The 23,850-nt window shown below is 72.9% G+C and carries 21 protein-coding genes; 13 read left to right on the plus strand and 8 right to left on the minus strand.

The features are described 5' to 3' along the window. Positions 1–225 precede the first annotated feature (225 nt). Positions 226–1,011 (plus strand): SDR family oxidoreductase, encoded by a 786-nt coding sequence (locus OJ997_RS27070; RefSeq protein ID WP_270028426.1) that lies wholly within the window; start codon positions 226–228, stop codon positions 1,009–1,011. 11 nt (positions 1,012–1,022) lie between these two features. Further along, positions 1,023–1,601 (plus strand): TetR/AcrR family transcriptional regulator, encoded by a 579-nt coding sequence (locus OJ997_RS27075; RefSeq protein WP_270028427.1) that lies wholly within the window; start codon positions 1,023–1,025, stop codon positions 1,599–1,601. Here the strand turns inward: OJ997_RS27075 and OJ997_RS27080 are convergent. Next, positions 1,598–3,418 carry a M28 family peptidase gene (locus OJ997_RS27080; protein ID WP_270028428.1) on the minus strand — a complete coding sequence of 607 codons (1,821 nt, stop codon included), beginning with the start codon at positions 3,416–3,418 and terminating at the stop codon, positions 1,598–1,600. The two genes, OJ997_RS27075 and OJ997_RS27080, sit on opposite strands and share 4 nt — an antisense overlap. 55 nt (positions 3,419–3,473) lie before the next feature. Between OJ997_RS27080 and OJ997_RS27085 the strand changes: the two genes are divergently transcribed. Continuing rightward, positions 3,474–3,782, plus strand: coding sequence for a GNAT family N-acetyltransferase (locus OJ997_RS27085; protein ID WP_270028429.1), 309 nt, complete (start codon positions 3,474–3,476; stop codon positions 3,780–3,782). Here OJ997_RS27085 and OJ997_RS27090 read toward each other — a convergent pair. Next, entirely contained in the window at positions 3,779–6,046 is a 2,268-nt protein-coding gene (locus OJ997_RS27090; protein ID WP_372517940.1) for an FdhF/YdeP family oxidoreductase, read from the minus strand. The genes OJ997_RS27085 and OJ997_RS27090 overlap by 4 nt on opposite strands. 56 nt (positions 6,047–6,102) lie before the next feature. On the opposite strand from OJ997_RS27090, the gene OJ997_RS27095 reads away from it, so the two are divergent. The 5 genes from OJ997_RS27095 (at position 6,103) to OJ997_RS27115 (ending at position 11,293) form a co-directional block, all read left to right on the plus strand. Beyond that, positions 6,103–8,214 carry a heavy metal translocating P-type ATPase gene (locus OJ997_RS27095; RefSeq protein WP_270028431.1) on the plus strand — a complete coding sequence of 704 codons (2,112 nt, stop codon included), beginning with the start codon at positions 6,103–6,105 and terminating at the stop codon, positions 8,212–8,214. 108 nt (positions 8,215–8,322) lie between these two features. After that, positions 8,323–8,976, plus strand: a complete 654-nt coding sequence (locus OJ997_RS27100) for an SDR family NAD(P)-dependent oxidoreductase (RefSeq protein ID WP_270028432.1) — start codon at positions 8,323–8,325, stop codon at positions 8,974–8,976. Next, entirely contained in the window at positions 8,973–10,154 is a 1,182-nt protein-coding gene (locus tag OJ997_RS27105) for an MFS transporter (RefSeq protein ID WP_270028433.1), read from the plus strand. Before OJ997_RS27100 ends, OJ997_RS27105 begins: the two co-directional genes overlap by 4 nt. Positions 10,155–10,168: 14 nt before the next feature. Next, a complete protein-coding gene (locus tag OJ997_RS27110) occupies positions 10,169–10,564 on the plus strand; it encodes a (R)-mandelonitrile lyase (RefSeq protein WP_270028434.1) in 396 nt (131 codons plus the stop codon). Then, the gene (locus OJ997_RS27115; RefSeq protein ID WP_270028435.1) at positions 10,565–11,293 is read left to right on the plus strand and encodes an SDR family NAD(P)-dependent oxidoreductase; all 729 of its coding nucleotides are present in this window, start codon (positions 10,565–10,567) and stop codon (positions 11,291–11,293) included. Here the strand turns inward: OJ997_RS27115 and OJ997_RS27120 are convergent. Then, entirely contained in the window at positions 11,277–11,906 is a 630-nt protein-coding gene (locus OJ997_RS27120) for a dihydrofolate reductase family protein (RefSeq protein WP_270028436.1), read from the minus strand. The two genes, OJ997_RS27115 and OJ997_RS27120, sit on opposite strands and share 17 nt — an antisense overlap. Positions 11,907–11,980: 74 nt before the next feature. Here OJ997_RS27120 and OJ997_RS27125 point away from each other — a divergent pair, with 74 nt between their 5' ends. Beyond that, a complete protein-coding gene (locus OJ997_RS27125) occupies positions 11,981–12,856 on the plus strand; it encodes a LysR family transcriptional regulator (protein WP_270028437.1) in 876 nt (291 codons plus the stop codon). A gap of 6 nt (positions 12,857–12,862) precedes the next feature. On the opposite strand, the gene OJ997_RS27130 is transcribed toward OJ997_RS27125, so the two are convergent. Continuing rightward, positions 12,863–13,105 (minus strand): hypothetical protein, encoded by a 243-nt coding sequence (locus OJ997_RS27130; protein ID WP_270028438.1) that lies wholly within the window; start codon positions 13,103–13,105, stop codon positions 12,863–12,865. Between the two features lie 182 nt (positions 13,106–13,287). Here OJ997_RS27130 and OJ997_RS37865 point away from each other — a divergent pair, with 182 nt between their 5' ends. Together OJ997_RS37865 and OJ997_RS27140 are read left to right on the plus strand one after the other, a co-directional pair. After that, the gene (locus tag OJ997_RS37865; protein ID WP_270028439.1) at positions 13,288–15,480 is read left to right on the plus strand and encodes a SpoIIE family protein phosphatase; all 2,193 of its coding nucleotides are present in this window, start codon (positions 13,288–13,290) and stop codon (positions 15,478–15,480) included. Then, entirely contained in the window at positions 15,477–15,851 is a 375-nt protein-coding gene (locus tag OJ997_RS27140) for a hypothetical protein (protein ID WP_270028440.1), read from the plus strand. The genes OJ997_RS37865 and OJ997_RS27140 overlap by 4 nt, the downstream gene beginning before the upstream one ends. On the opposite strand, the gene OJ997_RS27145 is transcribed toward OJ997_RS27140, so the two are convergent. Then, on the minus strand, positions 15,817–17,487 hold the full coding sequence (locus OJ997_RS27145; protein ID WP_270028441.1) for a bifunctional diguanylate cyclase/phosphohydrolase: 1,671 nt from the start codon (positions 17,485–17,487) through the stop codon (positions 15,817–15,819). The genes OJ997_RS27140 and OJ997_RS27145 overlap by 35 nt on opposite strands. Positions 17,488–17,702: 215 nt before the next feature. Here OJ997_RS27145 and OJ997_RS27150 point away from each other — a divergent pair, with 215 nt between their 5' ends. Beyond that, on the plus strand, positions 17,703–18,239 hold the full coding sequence (locus OJ997_RS27150) for a hypothetical protein (protein ID WP_270028442.1): 537 nt from the start codon (positions 17,703–17,705) through the stop codon (positions 18,237–18,239). A gap of 35 nt (positions 18,240–18,274) precedes the next feature. On the opposite strand, the gene OJ997_RS27155 is transcribed toward OJ997_RS27150, so the two are convergent. After that, a complete protein-coding gene (locus OJ997_RS27155) occupies positions 18,275–19,159 on the minus strand; it encodes a LysR substrate-binding domain-containing protein (RefSeq protein ID WP_270028443.1) in 885 nt (294 codons plus the stop codon). Between the two features lie 74 nt (positions 19,160–19,233). Here OJ997_RS27155 and OJ997_RS27160 point away from each other — a divergent pair, with 74 nt between their 5' ends. Beyond that, complete coding sequence (locus OJ997_RS27160; protein ID WP_270028444.1) at positions 19,234–19,938, plus strand: SDR family oxidoreductase; 705 nt, start codon at positions 19,234–19,236, stop codon at positions 19,936–19,938. Here the strand turns inward: OJ997_RS27160 and OJ997_RS27165 are convergent. Beyond that, the gene (locus tag OJ997_RS27165) at positions 19,931–20,446 is read right to left on the minus strand and encodes a GNAT family N-acetyltransferase (protein WP_270028445.1); all 516 of its coding nucleotides are present in this window, start codon (positions 20,444–20,446) and stop codon (positions 19,931–19,933) included. The genes OJ997_RS27160 and OJ997_RS27165 overlap by 8 nt on opposite strands. A gap of 2 nt (positions 20,447–20,448) precedes the next feature. Then, complete coding sequence (locus OJ997_RS27170; protein ID WP_270028446.1) at positions 20,449–23,847, minus strand: hypothetical protein; 3,399 nt, start codon at positions 23,845–23,847, stop codon at positions 20,449–20,451. Positions 23,848–23,850 lie beyond the last annotated feature (3 nt).

Consider the following 23,850-nt stretch of genomic DNA (forward strand, 5'->3'; position numbering starts at 1 on the left):
ACGATCTTCGATGACCGTAACTTGACGGTAGGCCTGCACACCAACCCGACCGTGCCGCGCGGAACCCGAGAGGCGCTGAGCCCGGGCGCGCGGTCGGCACCCGCGCTCCCTTCCCCCCTCGATGGCCGTTGAACGACGCGCTCCAGCTCGAGCGCGCCACATGAGCTGAGCTCCACCCACCCCGTTATGGACCGATCGTTCCATAACCCTGCTACCTTGCTTGCCATGGCAACTACCTCTCCCCAGGACATCGCCCAGCTCACGACGCCGCGCGACCTCGAAGGCCGCCGGGCACTCGTCACCGGCGGCAGCCGCGGCATCGGCGCCGCGATCGTCGAGCGGCTCATCAATGCGGGCGCTGAAGTCGTCACCACCGCGCGGTCGGCGAGCGCCGACACGCCGGCCGCCGCTCACTTCTTCACCGGCGACCTGAGCACGGACGCCGGTGCACGGCGGATCGCCGAGCAGGCCGTCGAGGCGCTCGGCGGGGTCGACATCCTCGTCAACAACGCCGCCGCGGCGCGGGCGCACTTCGGTGGGGCCGCCTCCATCCCGGACGAGGAGTGGCAGGACGCGCTCGACCTGAACTACCTGTCCGCGGTCCGGGTCACCAACGCGCTGCTGCCGCAGATGATCGCCCGTGGGAGCGGCGCGATCGTGAACCTCTCGTCCGCCGCGGCGCTCGCCATGCCGGCGCCGCTGTTGCACTACGGAGCGGCGAAGGCCGCGCTGATCGCCTACGGCGCCGGGCTGGCGAAGGAGCTCGCGCCGGCCGGCATCCGCGTGAATACGGTCACGCCCGGCAACGTGATCACGCCCGGCGCGGACGAGATTCGCCAGGCCATCGCGGACCAGTTCGCGGTGCCGCTGGACGCCGTGGCGGGCGGCAACCCGCTCGGCCGTCCGGGCGTCCCGTCCGAGCTCGCCGAGCTTGTCGGCTTCCTCGTGTCCGACCGCGCCTCGTTCATCACCGGCGCGAACCTCGTCGCCGACGGCGGCGAGACCGCATAGCCTGATCCAGCGTGGCCCGACCGCGCGAATTCGACGAGGACTCCGTTGTCGCCGCCGCCCGCGACCGTTTCTGGGACGCGGGCTACGCGGCGACGTCGCTGAGCGACCTGACCTCCGCCACCGGCCTCGGCCGGGCGAGCCTGTACGGCGCGTTCGGCGACAAGCACGCGCTGTACCTGCGCATCTTCGACGACTACATCGCCGGGGCGGTGCGCAGCGTGCACGACGACCTCGCCGGCGACGACCAGGGCGCGCTGGAGCGCATCCGCACCCACCTGCTCGAGAACGCGCGGGCCTCGGCCGGCAACCCGCGCGGCTGCCTGCTCGCCCGCGGCACCGCCGAGCTGGCCGGGCGCGACGACGACGTCGCCGCCCGCTCCACCCAGGCCCACGAGGACCTCGCGCTCGAGTACGCGAACGCGGTCCGTGCGGCGCAACGAGCGGGCGACGTCGACCCCACCGCCGACGCCGCCACGCTCGGCCGCCTCCTGCTCATGATCCACCGCGGCACCGAGGCGCTGGGCCGCGGTGGGATGAGCGAAGCTCCGCTACGAGCCACGGTCGAAGCCGCGCTCACCGCGCTGCCTTAGGCGCAGACCCGGTACTCGCGGCTCTGGACCACGGTGCGGCCGTCGCTCGTCCGCGCCTTCACCCGCAGCACGACCGGGTCGCGCCCCGCGGCCCGCGCGTCGACGACCACGAGGCGGTCCGCGAGCACGTACGCGCTCCCCGCGCTGACGGTCGCCTGCACGCCACGCCCGCGCACCGGTTCGAGGAACCAGCGCGCGCCGCTGCACGTGTCCGGCCGCCGCGTGAGCACGCCGCCGCCGCGCTGCTCGACGAACGCGTAGCCCTCGGCGATGAACGCCGGGGTGTCCGCGGTGACGGTGATCGCCGTCCGGCCCTCGTCGGTGACGCCGGCCGGGATCGAGTACCGGTAGCGGCCGCCGCCGAGCTCGGTCGCCGTGCCCTCGTGGCGTGCCCAGTGATCGTTCTGGTTGACGAGCACGCGCACGGGCGCGCCGACCACCGGCGCGCCGGCCGGGTCACGCAACTCGACCTCGACCGGGATCTCCGCGCCGGCCTCGACCCGCTCGGGCGTCCGCACGCTCACGCTGGGCACCTCGCGCACCGTCAACTCGGCCGGCGTGGCCGTCTGCAGCGCGAGCAGCGCGTCGCGCAGGTAGGCGCTCACCCGGCGCAGCGACTCGGGATCGACGCGCTCCGGCACGTCCTGGGGCGTGTGGTAGAAGGGCGTCGAGGTGAAGGTCGAGAAGCCCTGGACGCCCGCGCTGTAGAACGGCTGGATGTCCGTCGGGAGGATGCCGCCGCTGATCGCGCGCACCACGGTCGCCGGCAGGTCCTGCGCGACGTAGCCGTTCGCGGCCGCCGCCTGCTTGACGAGCGCCGTCATCTTCGGGCCGCTCGTGCCGAAGCGGATCGCGGGCGCGCCGGCCTCCGCCGCGGTCATCTCCAGGTTCACGTTGACGACGATGTCGCCGAGGCGGTCGGCGTGGCGGGCCACCCAGTCGTAGGAGCCGGTCAGCCCGAGCTCCTCCGCGTCCCAGCCCGCCAGCACGACGGTGTAGGCGAGCGGCACGTCCCGAACCGCGTCCGCGACAGACAGGAGCGAGCCGACCGCCGTGCAGTTGTCGATCGCGCCCGCGTGCCAGGAGTCGTAGTGCGCGCCGACGACGATCACCTTGTCCGGGTGCGTCGTCCCGCGTCGGACGCCGAGCACGTTGCGCGCGACGGCGTCCTCGCGGCTCGCGCGCACCTCGAGCGTGACCTCCAGGCCGGGGCTGCCGGCCAGCGCCGCGCGCACCGCCGCGCCGTCCTGCGCGCCGACCGACACGGTCAGGATCGACGCGGGCGCGTACTGGGCGAACCGCACCGCGCCCTCCTGCACGAGGTTGTCCGGCGAGCCCGACACGTACAGCATCGCCGCGCCGCCGCGGGCGATCACCTGCGCGAGCTGCGAGCTGCGGTGGAACGCCTCGTCGCGCGTGACCATCACGATCTTGCCCGTGACGTCCTTGCCCGCGTAGTCCGCCGGGCGCCCGACGCCGACGTCCACCACCCCCGCCCGCACACGACCCGTGCCCCCGTAGGCGAAGCTCTCGGCCGGGACGTCCTTGCCGGCCACCGTCAGCCGCGTCCGCTCCTCCCGGAAGAGCGGCACGTGAAAGTCCTCGCGCGCGGTCGTGAAGCCCGCCTCGCGGAACCCGCGCTCCAGCCGGCGCGCCTGCTCGCGCCCGGCCGCGCTCCCGGGTGGCTTGGCTCCGAGCTGCGCGCACGCGCGCATCTCCTCGTTGGCGATGTCCGTCGTGGCGGCCTGCGCCGGTCCCGCAGACAGCGCGAGCGCCGTGGCGCACACGGCCAGGCGCCCGATCCTTGAGAGGTGCATGCCCGGCCAGACGTACCGGCCGACATCGTCATTCCCGGCTGGGAGAATGACGGGAATGGCTGAGATCGAGGTCCGTGACGTCCCGGCGGCCGACCGGTTCGAGGTGCACGTGGACGGCAAGCTCGCGGGCTTCGCCGTCTACCGGCGCGCACCCGGGCTGATCGACTTCCTCCACACCGAGGTCGACCCGGAGTTCGGCGGGCAGGGCGTCGGCAGCGCGCTCGTCCGCGAGGCGCTGGCCGCGGCTGCCGACGAGGACCTGGCCGTCATCCCGCACTGCCCGTTCGTGCGCGCCTACCTGCAGCGCCACCCCGAGCTGGTCGCGCTGGTCCCGGAGGACCGGCGCGCGCAGTTCGGCCTCTAAGCCGAAGGCTCGATGCGGATCACGACCGACTTCGACGTCGGCGTGCCGCTCTCCTCGGCCACGCTGTCGAGCGGCACGAGCGCGTTCGTCTCGGGGTAGTACGCCGCCGCGCACCCGCGCGGGGTGTCGTACTCCACGACGCGGTAGCGATCCGACCGCCGCTCGACGCCGCGGGAGTCCTCGCTGATGAGGTCGACGATGGCGCCCTCGACGACGCCGAACGCGCGGATGTCGTCGGGGTGCAGCAGCACGACGCGCCGGCCCGACTTGATGCCGCGGTAGCGGTCGTTGAGGCCGTAGATCGTCGTGTTGTACTGGTCGTGCGACCGGAGGGTCTGCAGGAGCAGCCGGCCTTCCGGGACCGCGACCGGCACGAAGTGGTTGACGGTCAGCTCGGCCCGGCCGGACGGCGTCGTGAAGCGCACCTCGTCGCGTGGCGGGCTCGGCAGTACGAACCCGTCCGACAGGCGCGCGTCGAAGTCGTCGAAGCCGGGGATCGCGGCCTCGATCGCGTTGCGGATCAGGCCGTAGTCGTTCGACCAGTCGCGCCACGGCACGGGCACACGGTCGCCCAGCACGCGCTCGGCGAGGTCGCAGACGATCGCGACCTCGCTGCGCAGGTGCTTCGACGCGGGCGCGAGCCGTCCGCGCGAGGCGTGGACCGCGCTCATCGAGTCCTCGACGCTGACGCGCTGCTCGTTCCCGTTGCGGAAGTCCTTCTCGGTGCGGCCGAGTGTCGGCAGCAGGAGCGCGTGATGACCCGTGGTCACGTGCGAGCGGTTCGGCTTGGTCGCCACGTGCACGGTGAGCCGGCACCGCTGCAGCGCCTCCGCGGTGGCGTTCGTGTCCGGCGCGGCCGACAGGAAGTTGCCGCCCATGGCGATGAAGACCTTGATCTCGCCGGTGAGCATCGCCTGGATGCTCTCGACGACGTCGTGCCCGTGCTCGCGCGGTTGCGGGAACCCGAGCGCCGTCTCCATCCGGTCCAGGAACGCCTCCGTGGGCTTCTCCCAGATGCCCATCGTGCGGTCGCCCTGCACGTTCGAGTGCCCGCGGACGGGGCACAGCCCGGCGCCCGGCTTGCCGATCATCCCGCGCAGCAGGATCGTGTTGACGATCTCCTGGATCGTGGCCACGGAGTTGCGATGCTGCGTGAGCCCCATCGCCCAGCAGACGATCGTGCGCTTGGAGTCCACGACGAGCTGCGTGAACGCCTCGACGTCCTCGATCGACAGCCCCGTCGCCGCGGTCACGTCGGGCTCGTCGCCTCGGAGCAGGTGCGCACGCAGCTCGTTGAACCCACCGCAGTGGTTGGCGATGAACGCGTGGTCGATCGCGTCGCGCTCGAGCAGCCGCCGGTTGACCGCTCCGAACAACGCCATGTCGCCGTTGATGCGGATCGGCAGGTGCAGGTCGGCGAGCTTGGTGCCGCGGCCGAGCATGCCCTTGACCGTCTGCGGGTTGTCGAAGCGTGAGAGCCCGGCTTCCCGCAGCGGGTTGATGCTGACGATCTTCGCCCCGGCCTGCTTGGCCGTCTCCAGCGAGCTCAGCATCCGCGGGTGGTTGGTGCCGGGGTTCTGCCCGACGATCACGAGCAGGTCCGCCTGCTCGATGTCCTCGAGCGTGACGCTGCCCTTGCCGATCCCGACCGTGCGGTTGAGCGCGCTGCCCGAGGACTCGTGGCACATGTTCGAGCAGTCGGGCAGGTTGTTCGTGCCGAACGCCCGCACGAACGCCTGGTACGCGAACGCGGCTTCGTTGCTGGTGCGGCCGGACGTGTAGAACGTCGCCTCGTCCGGGCTGTCCAGCGCGGCCAGCTCGTCAGCGATGAGACCGTAGGCGTCGTCCCAGGAGATCGGCGCGTAGTGGGTCGCGCCGGGCGCGAGGTACATCGGCTCGGTCAGCCGGCCGCGCTTGCCGATCCAGAAGTCCGAGTTGCGCGCGATGTCCTCGACCGACCACTGCGCGAAGAAGTCGCGGTCCGCACGGAAGCGCGTCGCCTCCTCGGCCACGGCCTTGGCGCCGTTCTCGCAGAACTCGGCGTGGTGGCGCTTGCCGGGGTCCGGCCACGCGCAGCCCATGCAGTCGAACCCGCGCTCCTGGTTGATGTGGACGAGGGTGCGCGCCGTGCGCACCGGCCCCATCTCGCGCACGCCGTGACGCAGCGCCGAGAGCACCGCCGGCACGCCCGCGGCGTGCTTGGAGGGCTCGCCGATCTCGATCTTCTCGTCACCGGGGTCCTCAGGCGGCTGCCGCATACCCATCTTCTTACCAATGCCGGGGGTCGAGTACGCACGACGTAAGCTTTCGAGCGGACCGCATGAACCCGATCGAGCTGCCGATGGCGCCGCCGCCCGCGCCGCCTGAGCCGACACCGCCCGCCGGCACTCGCCGCTTCCGGGTCGAGGGCATGGACTGCGGCGCGTGCGCGAAGACGGTCGAGGAGGCCGTGGCGGGGCTCGACGGCGTCGCGTCGGCGCAGGTGTCGTTCGGGAACGGCACGATGGCGGTCGCCGGCGACGCCACCGACGAGCTGATCGCGACCGCGGTCGCCCGCGCCGGCTACCGCGCGCACCCGGCGATCCGCAAGGCCGCCGAGCCCCAGGCTCCGTACTGGCGGCGCGACGCTCGCGCGCTCTCCACCACGGTGTCGATCGCGCTGCTGCTGGTCGCCGTGGTGGCCTCGCTGGCGTCCGCCCCGCGCGCGGTCGCCGAGCCGCTGTACCTGCTCTCGATGGCCGTCGGCGGCTGGCCGATCGGGCGCGCGGCCGTCGTCGCGCTGCGCCGCCAGCGCCTCGACATGAACGTGCTGATGGGGTTGGCGGCCGTGGGTGCGGTCGGGATCGGCGAGTACGCCGAGGGCGCGTGGGTGCTCGTGCTGTTCGCGGTCGGGACGAGCCTGGAGGCGATGGCGCTCGAGCGCAGCCGCCGGACCGTCGCCTCGCTGATGGACCTGGCGCCCGCTCGCGCCCGCGTGGACGGGCAGCTCGTGGATGTGGAGACCGTGACCGCCGGCACGGTCATCACGATCCGGCCGGGCGAGCGCATCCCGCTCGACGCCGTGGTCGAGTCCGGCGCCTCCAGCGTCGACCAGGCGCCGATCACCGGCGAGTCCGTGCCCGTGGACAAGCAGCCCGGGGACGAGCTGTTCGCCGGCACGCTCAACACCACCGGCGTGCTGGTCGCGCGCACGACCCGCGCCGCGGAGGACTCGACGCTCTCGCGGGTCGCGGCGCTGGTCGAGGAGGCGCAGGGCAGCCGCGCGCCCGCCGAGCGCTTCATCGACCGCTTCGCCGCCATCTACACGCCGCTCGTCTTCGGGATCGCGCTCGCGCTCGCCACGGTGCCGTTGCTGTTCGGGGGTGACGCGGGCACGTGGCTCTACCGGGCGCTCGCGTTGCTGATCGTGGCCTGTCCGTGCTCGCTCGTGATCTCCGTGCCGGTCGCGGTCGTGTCCGCGGTCGGTGGCGCCGCGCGGCGGGGGATCCTGATCAAGGGCGGCCAGGCGCTCGAGGACCTCGGCCGTGTCCGGGCGGTCGCGCTGGACAAGACGGGCACGCTGACGCTCGGCCTGCCGGTGCTGCGGCAGGTGGTGGCGACGGACGAGGACCGTGCGCTCGCGCTGGTCGCTGCGGTCGAGGCGGACTCCGAGCATCCGCTCGCCGCGGCGCTCCGCCGTGCCGCGCGGGACCGCGGGCTCGCCGTCCCACGGGCGGAGCGGTTCGTCTCCCTGCCGGGTCGCGGCGCGACCGCCACCGTCGAGGGTCGGGAGCTGTGGGCCGGTGGTCCGCGGCTGATGCGCGAGCGGCTCGGGTCCGTCCCACCGGAGCTCCCCGGCCAGACGATGATCGCGCTCGGTGAGGGCGACCGGCTGATCGCGCGCTTCGGCCTCGCCGACCAGCCCCGCGCGGAGGCCGACGGCCTGGCGCAGACGCTGCACGCCGCGGGCGTGAGGCGCGTCGTGATGCTCACCGGCGACACCGAGCCCGTCGCGCGCGCCGTCGCCGAGCGGGCCGGGATCGACGAGGTCCGCGCGGGCCTGCTCCCCGCGGACAAGCTGAGCTACGTGCAGGCGCTCGAGCGCGAGGTCGGTGCGGTCGCGATGGTCGGCGACGGCGTCAACGACGCGCCCGCCCTCGCCGCGGCACGCGTCGGGATCGCGATGGGCGCGGCCGGCTCCGACGTCGCGCTCGCGAACGCCGACGTCGCGCTGATGTCCGACCGGCTCTCCGGCCTGCCCGAAGCAGTCCTCCTGGCCCGCCGCGCACTACGGATCATGCGCGCGAACGTCATCGCCTCGCTCGCGATCAAGGCCGTGTTCGTGCTGCTCGCGCCGTTCGGGCTGGTCACGCTGGTCGTCGCCATCGCCGCCGACATGGGCATGTCGCTGCTCGTCACCTTCAACGCGATGCGACTGCTGCGAGCCGCGTGAGAGCTGCGCCGGAAGCGCGACCGGCGCGCTGTCTGGACGGGGTTCCCTGCCAGTACCCCCTGTCGCAGGGTCCCCCACCGTGCATGCGTACGCGCTTGTATGGGTGACATGTCCATCGTGATCGTCGGAGCAGGACCCAACCTCGGTGCCGCCGTCGCCCGCCGCTTCGGCCGCGAAGGGCTGGCCGTCGGGCTCGTGGCGCGCAACGCCGAGAAGCTGGAGGCGCTCGCGGGCGAGCTGACCGCGGACGGCCTCACCGCCGATTACGCGGCCGCCGACATCCGCGACGCAGAGGCGCTGTCCGCGGCGATCGGCTCGCTCGCCGACACGCTCGGCCCGGTCGAGGTGCTCGAGTACTCCCCGCTGCCGGCGAAGGCGTTCATGAAGCCGATCCTCGAGACCACGGTCGACGACGTCCGCGGGCCGCTGGAGTTCAGCGTGCTCGGCGCCGTCGCCGCCACGACCACGGTCATCGGCCCGATGCTCGAGCGCGGCTCCGGGACGATCCTGTTCACCACGGGCGGTGCCGCGATCAACCCGTACCCGCTGCGCGCCGGCGTCGGCATCTCGTTCGCCGGCGAGGTGGCGTACGCGCGGATGCTGCACGACGAGGTCGCCGAGCGCGGCGTGCACGTCGCCCACACGGCGATCGGCGGCCGGATCGCGCCGGGCGCCGACCACGAGCCCGACGACGTGGCCGATCTCCTCTGGCGCCTCCACGTGGAGCGCAGCGGCTTCCAGACGCGCATCGGCATCGATTGATCTCGCGCTCGCGCATCGGGTTCTTCGCGGCCACGGCGTCGCTCGTGGCGATCTTCGCGGCCTCGGCGAGCGCGATCCCGCTGTACGAGCTCTACCGGCGTGCCGATCACCTCAGCCACGCGGACCTCGCGACGACCGCGGTCGCGTACTTCGTCGCGGTCGTCGTCGCGCTGCTCGTGCTGGGCCGGATCTCCGACCATCTCGGGCGACGCACGGTCGCGCTGCTGGCCCTCGGACTCGCCGCCGCCGGGACGCTCGTGCTCACCGACATCCACAGCGTCACGCCGCTGATCCTCGGGCGTGCCCTGCAGGGTCTCGGGTGCGGCTTGGCGTCCAGTGCCATCGCCGCGTTCGTGATCGACAGCGCGCCCGCGTCCGCCGGCTCCCTCGCGAGCGCCGTCACCACCGCGTCGCCGATGACCGGGCTGACCCTCGGCGCCCTCGGCTCGGGCGTGCTGGCCGAGCTCGGCCCCGCGCCGCGCACGCTCGTGTTCTTCCTGCTCGTCGGCGTGCTCGTCCTCTGCGCGGTGCTGATCGTGCTGAGCCGCGAGACGGTGACCCGCGCCCCGGGGCTGCTCGCGTCGATGCGCCCGCAGCTGCGGATCCCGGTCGCCGCCCGCCGGCTCCTGCCCGCGGCGTGCTCGATCTTCCTCGCGACCTGGGCCTTCGGCGGCTTCTACCAGGCGTTCGGGCCGTCGGTCACCGCCGACCAGCTCGGCACGACGAGCGCGCTGATCGCCGCGGCCGTGTTCGCCTCCTTCAACGCGCCGAGCGCGCTCGGCGCCGCCTTCGCCGGCCGTCGCGCGCCCGCGACCGTGCAACGCATGGGCATGGCCGTGTTCGTGCTCGCGGTGGCGGGCGTGCTGGCCTCGCTGGACCTCGGTGCCGTCGTGCCGTTCCTGGTCGCGAGCGCCGTCGCCGGCCTCGCGATGGGCGCCGCGTTCGCCGGGTCGATGCGCGCGCTGCTCGCCACGGCCCGCCCGGCCGAGCGCGCCGGCCTGCTCTCGGCGATCTACCTGATCTCCTATAGCGGTGCCGCGGTCCCCAACTTCATCGCCGGCCAGCTCTCCGAGGCCATGAGCCTCTTCCACATCGCCCTCGGCTACGGGGTACTGGCCGCGCTCGCCTTGCTGATCACCCTCGGCGCCACCCGGGTTCCGCGCCCGGCGACCGCCTGACAAAGGAGCCATCCATGCAGATCACCCGCAGCAGCGTCGACACCCAGACGGGCCCGGCCGACTGGTTCACCGGCGACGTCTACATCGACGCGGTGGCCGCCCCCGCCGGGACGTCCACGACCGCTGCCGCCAGCGTCCACTTCACGCCCGGCGCCCGTACCGCCTGGCACACGCACCCGCACGGGCAGACGATCTTCGTCACCGAAGGCGTCGGCCGCTGCCAGCGCGAAGGCGGCCCGATCGAGGAGATCCGCCCCGGCGACCGCGTCTTCTTCGAGCCCGGCGAGAACCACTGGCACGGTGCCGCGCCGAACCGCTTCATGGTCCACATCGCCATCCAGCAGGCCGACGAGAGCGGCAGCCCGGTCACCTGGGGCGAGCACGTCACCGACGCGCAGTACCGCGGCTGAGTGGCCCGCGTCTTCATCACGGGCTCGGCCGACGGCCTCGGGCGCGCCGCGGCCGAGACCCTGCTCGACGACGGCCACGAGCTGGTCGTCCACGCCCGCAGCACTGCGCGGTTACGAGCCGTGGACGACCTGATCGGCCGGGGCGCGGCCGCGGTCGCCGGTGACCTGGCGGACCTCGAGCAGACCCGGCACGTCGCCGAGCAGGTGAACACGCTCGGGCGACTGGACGCGGTGATCCACAACGCCGGGGTCTACACCGGACCGGACATCCTCCCGGTCAACGTCGTCGCGCCGTACGTGCTCACCGCGCTGATCGAGCGGCCGCACCGGCTCGTCTACCTCACCAGCGGCATGCACAGCGGCGGGCGTGCCGAGCTCCGCGGCATCGACTGGACCGGGCGTGGCGGCTCGTACTCGGACAGCAAGCTGTTCGTCGCGACCCTCGCCCTCGCGGTCGCCCGCCGCTGGCCCGACGTGTACAGCAACACCGTCGACCCCGGCTGGGTCCCGACCAGGATGGGCGGTCCCCACGCGCCCGACGACCTCCGGCTCGGGCACCTGACGCAGGAGTGGCTCGCCACGAGCGACGACGCGGAGGCGAGAACCAGCGGCGGCTACTGGTTCCATCAACGACGCCGCGACCCGCACCCCGCGGCGCTCGACCCGCGGTTCCAGGACGCGTTGCTCGCCAGCCTCGCCGACTACACCGGCGTCACGCTTTCCGGCTGAACGTCAGGTGCGTCACGCCGCTCGGCGAGACGGTCGTCTCGATCGCGTAGTGCTCCTCGAGGCCTTCCACGCCGTCCCAGAGCCGCACGCCGCGGCCGAGCAGGATCGGCACGACGACGATGTGCGCGTGGTCGATCAGGCCGGCGGCGAGGAACTCGCGGATGACGGTCGCGCCGCCGCCGATGCGCACGTCCTGGCCGCCCGCGGCCGCCTGGGCCGTCTCGAGCGCCTCGGCCGGCGGGGCGTCGACGAAGTGGAACGTCGTGCCGCCCTCCATCTCGATCGACGGCCGGACGTGGTGGGTGAGGACGAAGACCGGCGTGTGGAACGGTGGGTTCGGTCCCCAGGCGCCCTTCCAGTCGGGATCGTCCTCCCAGCCGGGATGCGCGAACTTGCCGGCGCCCATGATCTCGGCGCCGATCCCCGGGTCGTGCTGACGCACGAACGCGTCGTCGACGCCGGCGCTGCCGCCGGCCTTCCACCAGCGGGTGGCGAACATCCACTCGTGCAACCGCTCCCCGGCATGACCGAAGTGCAGGTCGCGGCTCTGGCCCTCCCCGGTGCCGAAGCCGTCGAGGGAGATGGCGAAGTTGTGCACGCGGACAAGTGACATACGTGCAGCTTGCGCCCAACCCGCGCATGCGTCCAATGCCAACTTTCGCGGTGATCCATAGATAGGGTTGATCGATGCTGGACGTCAACCGGCTCCGGGTGATCGACGCCGTCGCGCGCCACGGCTCGGTCACCGCCGCGGCCAAGGAGCTGCACTACTCGCAGCCTTCCGTCACCCATCACCTGTCCCGGCTCGAGGCGGAGACGGGCGCGCAGCTGCTCCAGCGCGTCGGGCGCGGGATCCGGCTGACCCCGGCCGGGCGACTGCTGGCCGACCGCGCGGCGGAGATCATCGGACGGATCGACGCCGCCGGCGCCGAGCTCTCCGCCCACGTCGGGCTGACCGCCGGGCGCGTGCGGCTCGCGGGCTTCGCCTCGGCCAACGGCTCGTTCGTGCCGGCCGCCGTGGCCGGCCTGGCGGTCGAGCACCCGGGGCTGCAGGTCAGCCTGACCGACACGCACCCGGTCGACGCGCTGGAGCTGCTGCGCACGGGCAAGGTCGAGGTCGCGATCATCTTCCGCTACGACGACACCGAGCCCGAGCCCGCCGGGGTCCGCCTCCATCACCTGCTCGACGACTCGGTCCATGTGCTGTCGACCCGCCGCGAGGGCGAGCTGGCCAGCCTGCGCGACGCGACCTGGATCGCCGGCTGCGAGCGCTGCCGCAGCCACCTGCTGTCGCTCTGCGCCGACGCCGGCTTCGAACCGCGGATCGGCTACAGCTCCGACGACATGGTCGTGATGCAGGCGTGGGTGGCCGCCGGGCTCGGCGTCGCGACCCAGACCGGCCTGGCCCTGCTCGCCCACCAGATCGACGGCGTCGTCGCGACCGAGCTCCCCGGCGTCAAGCGGCACATCTACGCGGCGACGTTCGGCGAGCCGCCCGACCCGCCCGCGACCGCCGCGCTGCTGGCGGCGCTCGCCGAGGCCGCGGCCGCCACACTCGCCTAGCGCGCGCTAGTCCAGCCCGGCGAAGGGATCGGCCTCACGGGCGGCGATCCAGCCGGCGCGGGTCAGCGACCAGTGCTCGCCGGCGCGGCTCGCGAGCTGCTCGGCCTCGAGCGCGACGAGCGCGGCCTCGACGACGTCCGCCGGGGTCGACCCGAGGCGCTTCGCGACGCGCTCGACCGTGTCGTCGTGCGGGTGGTCCCGCAGACAGCCGAGGACGCGTTGCAGGACATGGGAGCGTGGAGCAGGCACTGAGTGGGATGAACCTAACGCGAAATCTGTGGTTGGCCATCCGAAGATCCGGGAACAACCGCCTTGTCGCGTCGTAAGACCCTCATTTTCAAGCGGCGCACACCCCTCCTCCTCAGTGAACGGGGCGTCCCTCACGGGGCGCCCCGTTTGCGTTTCGGGGCAGAACGGGCAGCGACTCCACCGTGATCGACACCAGCCCGATCTCCGCACCGGCGATCCTCGACGCGCTGTTCGCCAACTCGACGATCGGCCTCGTCGTCTGGGATCGCGAGCTGCGGTTCCGGCGGGTCAACGCGCGTCTGGCGGCCATGAACGGGCTCGCGGCCGAGGCCCACGTCGGCCACCGCCCGCGGGAGGTGCTGCCCGAGCTCGGCGAGCGGCTGGAGGCACTCCTCGGCCGCGTCGTGGCGACGGGCGAGCCGCTGCGCGACGTCGAGGTCTCCGGCGAGACGCCCGCCGCGGTCGGCGTGCAGCGACACTGGCTGGCCAGCTACTTCCCCATCCGCACCGATGCGAACGAGATCGCCGGCGTCACGGGGCTCGTCGTCGAGATCACCGCCGAACGCGACGCCCGCGACCGCGCCGAGTCGGCGATGCAGCGCACCGCGTTCGTCGACGCCGAGCTGCAGGCCCTCTACGCGGCGCTGCCGGTCGGCGTCGCCTTTCTCAGCCCCGACCTGCGCTACCAGCGCGTCAACGAGACGCTCGCGCGACTCAACGGGCGGCCGGTGGGCGCCCACGTCGGCGCCTCGCTGGAGGACGTCGTGGGCAAGCACGCGCCGGCGCTGCGAACCGAGCTCGAACGCGTGGTCGCCAACCGTGAGCCGGTCGACCTGGAGCTCGAAGTCGCGCTCCCGCACGATCCGACGGACCTGCGGGCGCTCGAGGCGACGTTCTTCCCCGTCGTCGATCGCGACGAGGCGCTGCTCGGCGTCGGTGGCGTGATCCGCGACGTCACCGTGCGGCGAGAGCTCGAGCGCAAGCAGTCGGACCTGCTGCGCGACGCGCTGTTCGCCCGCGCCGCCGCCGAGGCCGCCGGCGTGCGGACCGACGATGCCCGTGAGGAGGCGGAGCGCACCAGCGTGGCCGCCGAGCGAGGGCGGGCGCGGATCGCGCTGCTCGCGCGCGCCGGCCAGCAGATGGCGGAGTCGATGGAGTGGGAGCCGACGCTGCAGGCCGTCGTGCGCGCGGTCGTCCCGGACGTCGCCGACTGGGCCTCGCTGACCGTCGTCGATCCCCGGGGAGCGCTGCGCGTCCATGCGATCGCCCACCGCGACCCCGAACGTGAACGGCTGGCGTGGGAGCTCGCCGAGCGCTATCCGGCTTCGGCGGACGCGCCGAGCGGGCCGGGCCACGTCGTCCGCACGGGTGAGCTCGAGATCCGGACCGACATCACGCCCGACGCGATCCGCGCCGCCGCGCGCGACCGCGAGCACCTGCGCCTCATGGAGAACCTCAGCGTCAAGCACGTCGTCGAGGCCCCGCTGACGGGACCGAGCGGCGTGCTCGGCGTGCTCTCCTTCGTCCTGGGCGACTCCGGCCGGCGGTTCGAGCCCGAGGACCTGCAGCTGATCCGCAGCCTCGCGACCCGCGCCACGCTCCACATCGAGAACGCGCGGCTGTACACCGAGCGCTCCACGATCGCCGAGACGCTGCAGGCGAGCCTGCTGCCGCGGGCGCTGCCCGAGATCCCGGGCGTCGAGCTCGCGGCGCACTTCCAGCCGGCGGGAGATCAGAACACCGTCGGCGGCGACTTCTACGACGTGTTCGGCGCGGGCGAGAACGCGTGGGCCGCGGTCGTGGGCGACGTGTCGGGCAAGGGCGCTCCCGCGGCCGCGCTCACCGCACTCGCCCGCTACACGCTCCGCGCGACCGCGCGCACCCATCCCGACCCCGCGGCCAACCTCGCGCTGCTCAACGCGGCCTTCAAGGACGACACGGGCGCCGAGCAGTTCTGCACCGTCTTGTACGCGCGGGTGTGTCCCGGTCCTGACGGGCTCGACGTGCGCTTCGCCAACGGCGGCCACCTGCCGCCGCTGCTGCTCAAGCCGGACGGGTCGGTGACGAGCGTGGACGGTGGCCGCGGTCCGCTCGTCGGCGCCCTGGCCGACGCACGGTACGAAGAGGCGGCGCTGACGCTCCGGCCCGGAGAGCTGCTGCTGCTCTACACCGACGGCGTGACCGAGGTCAGCACGACCGACATCACCCTTGGCGAACGCGAGCTGCACGCCACGCTGGCAGGGCTCGTCGGGGCGTCGGTGCAGGAGGTCGTCGCGGCGGCGGCCAACCGCGCGGTCGAGCTGCAGGCCCACGCGCCGCGCGACGACATCGCGCTCCTCGCCCTGCGCTTGAAGCCCGCTACGGTGCACCCGTGACCCTCGACTGGCGTGTCAAGCGCATCGCCAAGAACGAGACGAGCTTCCGGGACATCAACGAGCGCCTCGAGGCGGGGCTTCGTCAGGTGCGCCACACCCCGGAGCGGCTCGAGTTCATCTGCGAGTGCGGGGACCGCGAGTGCGAGTCGTCGGTCCACGTGAGCTTCGAGGAGTACGAGGCCGTCCGCGCCGACTCCCGGCGCTTCATCGTCGTGCCCGGCCACGTGTTCCCGGAGACCGAGCGCGTGGTCTCCGGCAACGACCGCTACGAGGTCGTCGAGAAGTTCGGGGAGGCGGTCGAGGTCACCGACGCCTCTGACCGCCGCAGCCCCGGCATCACCGGTCGCCGGAGCGACTCGACATCACCCTGACGCCCGCCTGGTCGAGCACGCGCGTGAGTGCCTCGACCACGTCCGGGTCGAACTGCGAGCCGGCGTGGCGGGCGAGCTCGTCCAGCGCGAACTCGCGGCCCGGCGCACGGCGGTAGGGACGGTCGGACGTCATCGCCTCGTACGAGTCGGCCACGAGGATGATCCGTGACTCGAGCGGGATCTCGTCGCCGCTGAGCCCGTCCGGGTAGCCACGGCCGTCGATGCGCTCGTGGTGGTGGCGCACCCAGCGCGCCTGCTCCGGGAGCCCCGCCGCGTCGACGATCTCGAACCCGAGCTGCGCGTGCTGCTTCATCAGCTCGTACTCGTCGTCGGTGAGGCCCGCGGGCTTGTTGAGGATCGCGTCCGGGACGCCGATCTTGCCCACGTCGTGCAGTAGGCCGGCGAGGCGGATCTTGGCGAGCCGGTCGCCGGTGAAGCCGAGCTCGGTCGCGACCAGCGCGCTCAGCTGCGACACCGTGTTGCAGTGGCTGCGCGTGTAGGCGTCCTTGGCGTCGACGGCACGCGCGAGTGCCGCGGCGAGCATCTGCGTGTGGTGGTCGTCGACGGTCGGCGCCGTGGCCCCCGGGTCCATGTCGTCCGTGTAGACCAGCACCCGTTGATGCGAGCGCTTGGCGGTCAGCAGCGCCATGTCGGCGTCGTGGACCAGCGCGTCGCGTGACGTCAGGGACTCGGCGGCGGCGATTCCGGCCGTCACGCCGGAGAAGCGGTGGTGCAGGCGCTGCACGAACTCCAGCGCACCCCAGGCGCGCGCGTCCGGGAGGATGACCGCGAACTCGTCCCCACCGATCCGGTACGCGGTGTCGGTCGCACGCAGGCTGTCCCGCAGCGCGTGTGCGAGCGCCTGGAGGCAGCGGTCCCCGGCCTGATGGCCGTGGGTGTCGTTCAACGTCTTGAGGTTGTCGAGGTCGAGGAGCACCAGCGCCAGCGGGATGCCGGTCCGGCCGGAGCGCTGCAGCTCGCGGGCGAGGTCCTCGTGGAACAGCCGGTGGTTGCGCAGGGCCGTGAGCGGATCGCTCGACGCCATCTCGCTCAGCCGCTCGATCTCCTGCCGCTGCGCCGCGTCGAGCCGGCGCCGGTGCTGGCGCAGCATCCACCACAGCGCACCGAACACGACGAACGCCAGGCCGACCTCGACCCGGCCGACGTCGACGACGCGCCGCTCACTCGCGTACGCGCTGATGCCGATCCGGTGCGCGCGGACGCCCGCGGCGTCGCTGGCGCCGAGGATCGCCGTCTCGAGCTGCCGGGACCAGGAGCGGGCCTCGATGAGCCGACCGTCGGCCACGGAGGCCTCGTACGCGGCGAGCATCCGCAGCAGCCGATCGACCTGCGGGCGCTCGCTCGCGTCCAGCGCGACCGCGCCCGCGAGCCCGGCGTGGACCGCCTGCGTCGCCGCGGTCCAGGCCGCCGCGTCGCCGGCGTTGAGCGCGACGTCCTGCCGGTCTCTCGCCTTGTGCGCCTGCCCGTAGGCCCCGGTGACCTTGGCGATCTCGAGCGCGTGCTTGGACTTGACGGTCGCCCGGTTGAGCTCGACGCCCAGCAGGATCGCTCCCGCGAGCACGACGAGCACGCCGAACCAGACCGCAACTGAGGCGGGTGACAGACGACGAAGCATCAGGCCCCGAGAGATCGTCCGAAGCCCGGCGGCTTTGAGCAAGTTGACGCCTTCGGCGTCAAGCGTGAGCTTTGGCCGAGTTCGCGGATGGCGCGTATCTCTGCCTCGAGTCGGGGTAGGTTGCTTGGACGGAGGGCATTCGCACCGAGGTCCGTCCCGCTCGCGGGAGGGCAACGGCGCCTGACTTCCGAGTTGATCCACGACTCGGAGACCATGTGTCCGCAACCTCCCGCACCACACGCGTCGGCACCGACCCGCCCGCTCCCGACGAGCGTTTCGCGCGGGTCTGCGCCCGCCTGGGGTTCGATCACCCGGACTGGTTCGCACCCCGACGCGCCGCGGTGCTGTCCACCCTGGAGGCGACGACGCGACTGACGTCCCCGCAGCTGCGGACGATGGCTCGGGCGCAATCCACGCGCCTGCGACCCACGGCGCCGAACGGGGTCGCGTTCAGCGGTGAGCTGCGCGCCGCGCTCGGGTGCGCACGCGAGGAGGCTCGCCTGCACGGCCGCCTGGTCGCGCTCGGCCAGGCGTGGGCGGGCAGCAACCAGGTGGTCGCGCTCGTCACCGCCCGCGAGCCCGGACTCACGCCGGTGGTCGCGACGGCCGTGGCCGGAGAGGTCCTGTGCCGGCTGCTCGGCGACATCCGCGAGCGCCGCGTGCTCAGCCTGGCCGACGAGGACATGCTGCGGAGCGCGTGGAGCGCGGCGCACCCACTGCCCGCCTACTTCAGACGGCCGGCCCGCACCTGAGCCCGGCCGCGGTCGAAGTCCGGGGCGCGCTGAGGTCAGGCCCGCGCGTGTGAGAGCAGCCAGGCCTTGACGGCGGCGGTCGGGCCCGGGTGCCGCGGGCGGCGCGGGGTGACGACGTAGAAGCCGGCGTCGCGGTCGAGCGCCGCCCCGAACGGGTTCACGAGGCGGCCGGCCGCGAGGTCGCGCTCGACGAAGTGGCGGCTGGCGAGCGCGATGCCCTGGCCGCCGAGCGCCGCGTCGATGGCCAGGGAGGTCTGGTTGAAGCGCACGCCGGTGGACGCACCGGCCGCGGAGTGCTCGAGCACGGTCTCGATGAACTGGGGCCACTGGCCGTGGGAGTCCTGCAGCAGCGTGTAGCCGCTCAGGGCCTCCGCGGCCAGCGGCAGCTGCGCGTCCGCGACCAGGCCCGGGCTGCAGACGGCGATCAGCTCCTCCTTGAAGAGCAGGTCGACCGTCATGTTGGGCCCGCTCGGGGCGCTGCCGAAGCGCACGGCGAGGTCCACGTCGTCGCTGTGGAAGGTCGTGCGGCGCTCGCTGGCGATGATGCCCAGGTCAAGGTCGGGATGCGCGGCCGTGAAGTCGGGCAGGCGCGGCAGCAGCCACTTCGCCGCGAACGTCGGCGTCACGCTGATCTGCAGCCGCAGCGGCGCGGGCCGCACGTTCGCCGTGCCCTCGACGATCAGCTCGAACGCGCGCCGGATCGTGCTCGCGTACCGCCGCCCCGGGTCGGTCAGGGCGAGCGTCCGCGGGAGCCGGTCGAAGAGCTTGACGCCGAGCCGGTCCTCGAGGCCGCGCACGTGTTGCGCGACGGCCCCCTGGCTGACGCCCAGCTCCTCGGCGGCGAGCCGGAAGTTGAGGTGCCGCGACGCCGCTTCGAACGCGCGGATCGCATTGAGGGAGGGAAGCTCGCTCGTTCTCATCCAGGAGTTTTACTACTGGCAACTCGCCGAGGATATGACTCGAAACTCATGCGCTAGCGCCATACCTTTGCCACATGACGGCAAGAAAAGTAGCGATCGTGACGGCGGGCGGCAGCGGCATGGGCGCGGCGGCTGCGCGGCGCCTGGCCGCCGACGGGTTCCGGGTGGCGATCCTGTCCTCCTCCGGCAAGGGCGAGGCGCTGGCCGAGGAGCTCGGCGGGTTCGGGGTGACCGGCTCCAACCAGTCCACGGACGACCTCCAGCGCCTGGTCGACGGCACCCTGGAGCGCTGGGGCCGGATCGACGTGCTGGTCAACAGCGCCGGCCACGGCCCACGCGCACCGATCCTGGAGCTCACCGACGAGCAGTGGCAGGCCGGGATGGAGACCTACTTCCTCAACGTCGCCCGGCCCGTGCGCCTCGTCGCTCCCGTCATGCAGCGCCAGGGCGGCGGCGCGATCGTGAACATCTCCACGGCCTGGGTCGCCGAGCCGAGTGACCTCTTCCCCACCTCGGCCGTGTTCCGCGCCGGCCTGGCCGCCTACACGAAGATCTTCGCCACCACCTACGCGGCCGACAACGTGCGCATCAACAACGTGCTGCCGGGCTGGATCGACAGCCTGCCCGCGACCGAGGAGCGCGCGGCGAACGTGCCGATGCGGCGCTACGGCACGAGCGAGGAGGTCGCCGCCGCGATCGCGTTCCTGGCGTCATCGGAGTCCTCGTACATCACGGGCCAGAACATCCGCGTGGACGGTGGCGTGATCCGCGCTATCTGAGCGGGTGCGCGTGCCAGACCTCGACGTCGCGATCGAGCACGGGGTTGTGGATCTGTCGGCACAGCCGCATGCCGAGCTTCGTCGCGACCCGTTGTGAGCGGGCGTTCTCGGGATGGATGATCGAGATCAGCTCCCCGAGCGCGAGCCGGCCGAACGCGTCGTCGCGGGCGGCGACGGCGGCCTCCGTAGCCAGCCCACGGCCCCAGACGGCGGGATCGAGCCGCCACCCGAGCTCGGGGCCGGGGCCGGCGTCCGCGAGGAACGGCGGCAGATGGGCCAGCCCCGCGAAGCCGACGAACCGGCCCTCGTACTCGACCGCCCACGGCCCGAAGCCGTGGGTCGCCCAGTGGTCGGCGATCATCGCGAAGAAGCCCTCGACGACGGCTTCCTCCACCGGGCGGTTGAGGAAGCGGCCGACCTCTGGGTCACGGTTGATGGCGGCCATCGCCGGCTCGTCCTCGTCGATCCAGGGGCGGAGCGTCAGGCGTGGGGTGCGGAGTTCGATCATGGTCAGTAGCCGCAGTCGTAGGTCACGTAGAAGTCGCCCTTGGCCATCGACGGGAGCCCGTGGCCGTCCTGGATGCCGCGCGTGAACAGCGCCGACTGGGAGAGGCCATAGCCCCCGCTCTCGATCGACCGGCTCAGCAACGCCAGCAGATCGGCGTTCGGCGGTGTCACGTGCCGGCTGGTCGGGAACTTGCCGGTGCCGGTGTCGATGCCCACGGTCCACGGATTGTCACCGTCCTGCTTCTGGATGAGCGTGTAGAACGCGGACGGGACGTCGGCGTCGAGCGGCAGGTAGTTCGCGGTCTCCGGCCACTGACCGGCGTAGCTCGGCGACATGGGGTTGATCGCGAACACGTGCCAGGACGTGTTGGTCGACGAATACCGGGTGGGCAGCGTCCAGCAGTTGATGCTCCACAGGTTGCTGACGTCGCGGGGCTGCGGCGTCGTGGCGGAGCCTCCGCCGTGGCGATTGGCCGTGGGCGCCCGCCAGACGTCGTAGTACGCGCTCATCCAGCTCTTCGCCAGATCCTGGCGCACGCCCTGGGCCATCTTGTCGGTCGCGGCCGCCAGGGAGAGGTCGCTCTGGTTCCAGTTGGCGGCGAACAGGTCGGCGCCGGTGTTCCGCGGGGTCTTGAGGCCGATGAGGTTGTCGTTGGCCCGCAGCAGCTTCGCCGGGTCGGTGAGGATCCGGTCGAGCACCACGGCGAGCGAGGACTTGGCGTCGTTGAGCTGCGTGATCGCCTCCGACTGCAGGTCCGAGGCCGGCACCCGCTCGTTCGCGCCGGCCGGCTCGGGCTCCTTGGCGTCGCCCTTCTCCAGGAACACGTTGCCGAGCTCCATCAGGTCGACGATCGGTTCCAGCGGCTCGGCGCCCGGAAGGTTGGAGGCCAGGGTCAGCGCGGGCAGCAGCAGCCGCCAGGCGTTGAAGGTCGCCGTCGGCTGCGAAGGCGTGACGGAGGGGGTGTACGGGAGCAGATCTTGGATCGACTTGGCCTGGACCTTGTTGATCACGCTGGTGAGCGTGGCGCTCAACGTGCCGTCGACTTCGAACGCGTGACGAACGTTGGCGACGGCGGAGAACTCGGCGCCGAGCTGGCCGCTGACGCGCTTGAACACGGCACCGTCCGCGTCTGCAGAGTTGGCCTTCAGGTACGTGTCGGGTACTGCCCGGGCGCCGCTGGCGTAGTCGTCGAGCACCCCCGCCATCCGTGACCACTCACCGCCGTCGATGCCGATCCCGCAGTAGCTGGAGCGTACGAGCAGGTTCGCCGGCAGCGCGGTCACGTCGGGGTAGCACGTGTTGCTCGCCGTGGCGGCGAACGTGGAGTCGGTGACGAGGTAGGCGAGCACGGCGTCCTCGGCGGGATCGTCCTTGCGCACGGTCGGCGGCGATTGCGTCAGGCCCTTGAGCGCGGCCATCGCGCCGCCGGCGCCGGGACGGCTGAGCACCGGCGCGAGCGCGCCACCGTTCACCCGCGGCTGCAGCAGGCCGCTCAACTGGCCGGCGCCGCCGTCGACCGAGCCGGCCTCGGCCGTGGTGGGCGCGTCGCCGAGCGGGTCGGGTTGCATCGTCGGCGCGATGCTCGCCACCAGGGCGTAGGCGCCGCCGCTGCTGCGCATGAGCGCGTCCGAACCGCCGTGGCCGTTGCCGCTGTTCAAGCGGGCGACGGCGGCGGCCAGCCGGTCCCAGCTCGACCCGCTGCGCTGCGGGTGCCCGATGCTCTGCAGCAGCAGCGTCGAGCTCGTCTTCGCGTCGATCAGCACGTTGATCTGCGTGGCCAGGCCGTCGGCGTCCGTCGCCGCGTACGCCTGGTTGACCTGGACGCGCCCGAGGTCGTCGAGCACGACGAGCTGGAAGCCGCTGGTCGCGCCGCCCGGGATCGTCGCCGTGATCGGCGTCGAGGTCGTCGACGCGCCGTCGCCGGTCACCGAGCGCAGCGTCATCGTGTTCGCGCCCGCGGCGCCGGGGCCGTAGGTCTGGTACGCCAGCTGCACGCCCGGCACGTAGGTGTACGGGCCGTCGACACCCTCACGCTGGAGCCAGCCCCCGAGCCCGCCCGGGGCGCCCGCCAGCGCGTCACCGTTGCCCGCGCTGCGCCCGGTGTGGGACACGGCGGCGCTCAGCCCGGCGTCGGCCGCGCTGAGGTCCGGCGTGAACAGGTACGTCCCCGGGTTGGCGTTGTCGACGTAGTTCATCGTCGAGCCGGGGACGTTGCCCGGCGAGACGAAGAGGGCGAGCATCGGGTCGCTGACCACGCTCTGCCAGTAGCCGACCTGCGTCTTGATGAAGTCGACCGCGTCGTCGCCGTTCGCGCAGCCCTTGTCCATGCGGCCGACCCACAGCGGGTCCTGCCAGGAGGTGTTGATCGGCGCGAGCGTGTCGGCGTCGAGCAGCAGCAGCGCCGGGCACGACCCACTGCCGAGGTGGTAGGTCTGGTCGCCGAGCTGGATCGCGCTCGACGCGTTGGTCGGGTCGGTCCGCAGCCACAGGCCGGTCACCGGGACGGCCGGGCCGACGTCGACGCTGGTGTCGTACCCCGAGGCCGCACTCGCGCTCGCCTTCCCACGCGTGGAGAACGTGAGCCGCAGCCGGTATCGCCCGGGCACGTCGGCGGCGAGCGTCGGGCGCGCGGTGTTCGCGCCGCGCAGCACGGGCTTGGCGCCCTTCGGCCCGCGGACGATCGTCCACCGATAGTCGACGGGCCGGGAGCGCGTGACCACGCGTCCGTCGAGGCGCGTCGCCGCGCCCTTGACGGCCTGGTAGGCCTTCGCACGCCGCAGCAGCGGCGCCGACGGGTCGACCGTGGCGACGGTGGTCACGGTCTCGGCGGTGCCCTTCGACGGCCGCGTGGCGACCACGCGGATGCGGTTGCGGCCGAGGCGGACGCCATCGTCGGCGCCGAGCGCGACGCTGAAGGTCCGGCGCTTGCGCGGGGAGACGACGGTCTGCCTGCCGTTGACGGTCACGCGCACCTGGTGCACGCCGCCCGCGGCGGTCAGACCGAGCTCGAGCACCCCGCGCGCGGTTCGGGGCGCGCGCACGCGGACCAGGCCCGGGTCGCGCGCGAGCGAGGTGAAGCGGTCGGTGCGCGTCTGCGTGCGGCCCTTCGCGTCACGCCAGCGCAGCGCGACGTAGTGCTTGCCCGGGCGGAAGCGGGCGGCCGGCACGTCGATCACCACCGCGCCGGCCTTGGTGCGGCGGGCGCGCACGGCCTTGCCGTCGAGCGTGGCCCGGAGCTCGCTCACGGTGCCGGACTCGCGCAGCGAGATCTGCAGCGGCCCGGCGGGCTGCGCGCGCCACTTCGGGGCGACGACGTCGACGGCGGCATCCGCGGCGGTCGGCGTCAGCAGCACGCCGCCGAGCACGGCGAGGGTCAGGGATGTGGGGTTCAGTCCAAGCAACGC

The organism is Solirubrobacter phytolaccae (assembly GCF_027587195.1).
Classification (GTDB): Bacteria; Actinomycetota; Thermoleophilia; order Solirubrobacterales; family Solirubrobacteraceae; genus Solirubrobacter; species Solirubrobacter phytolaccae.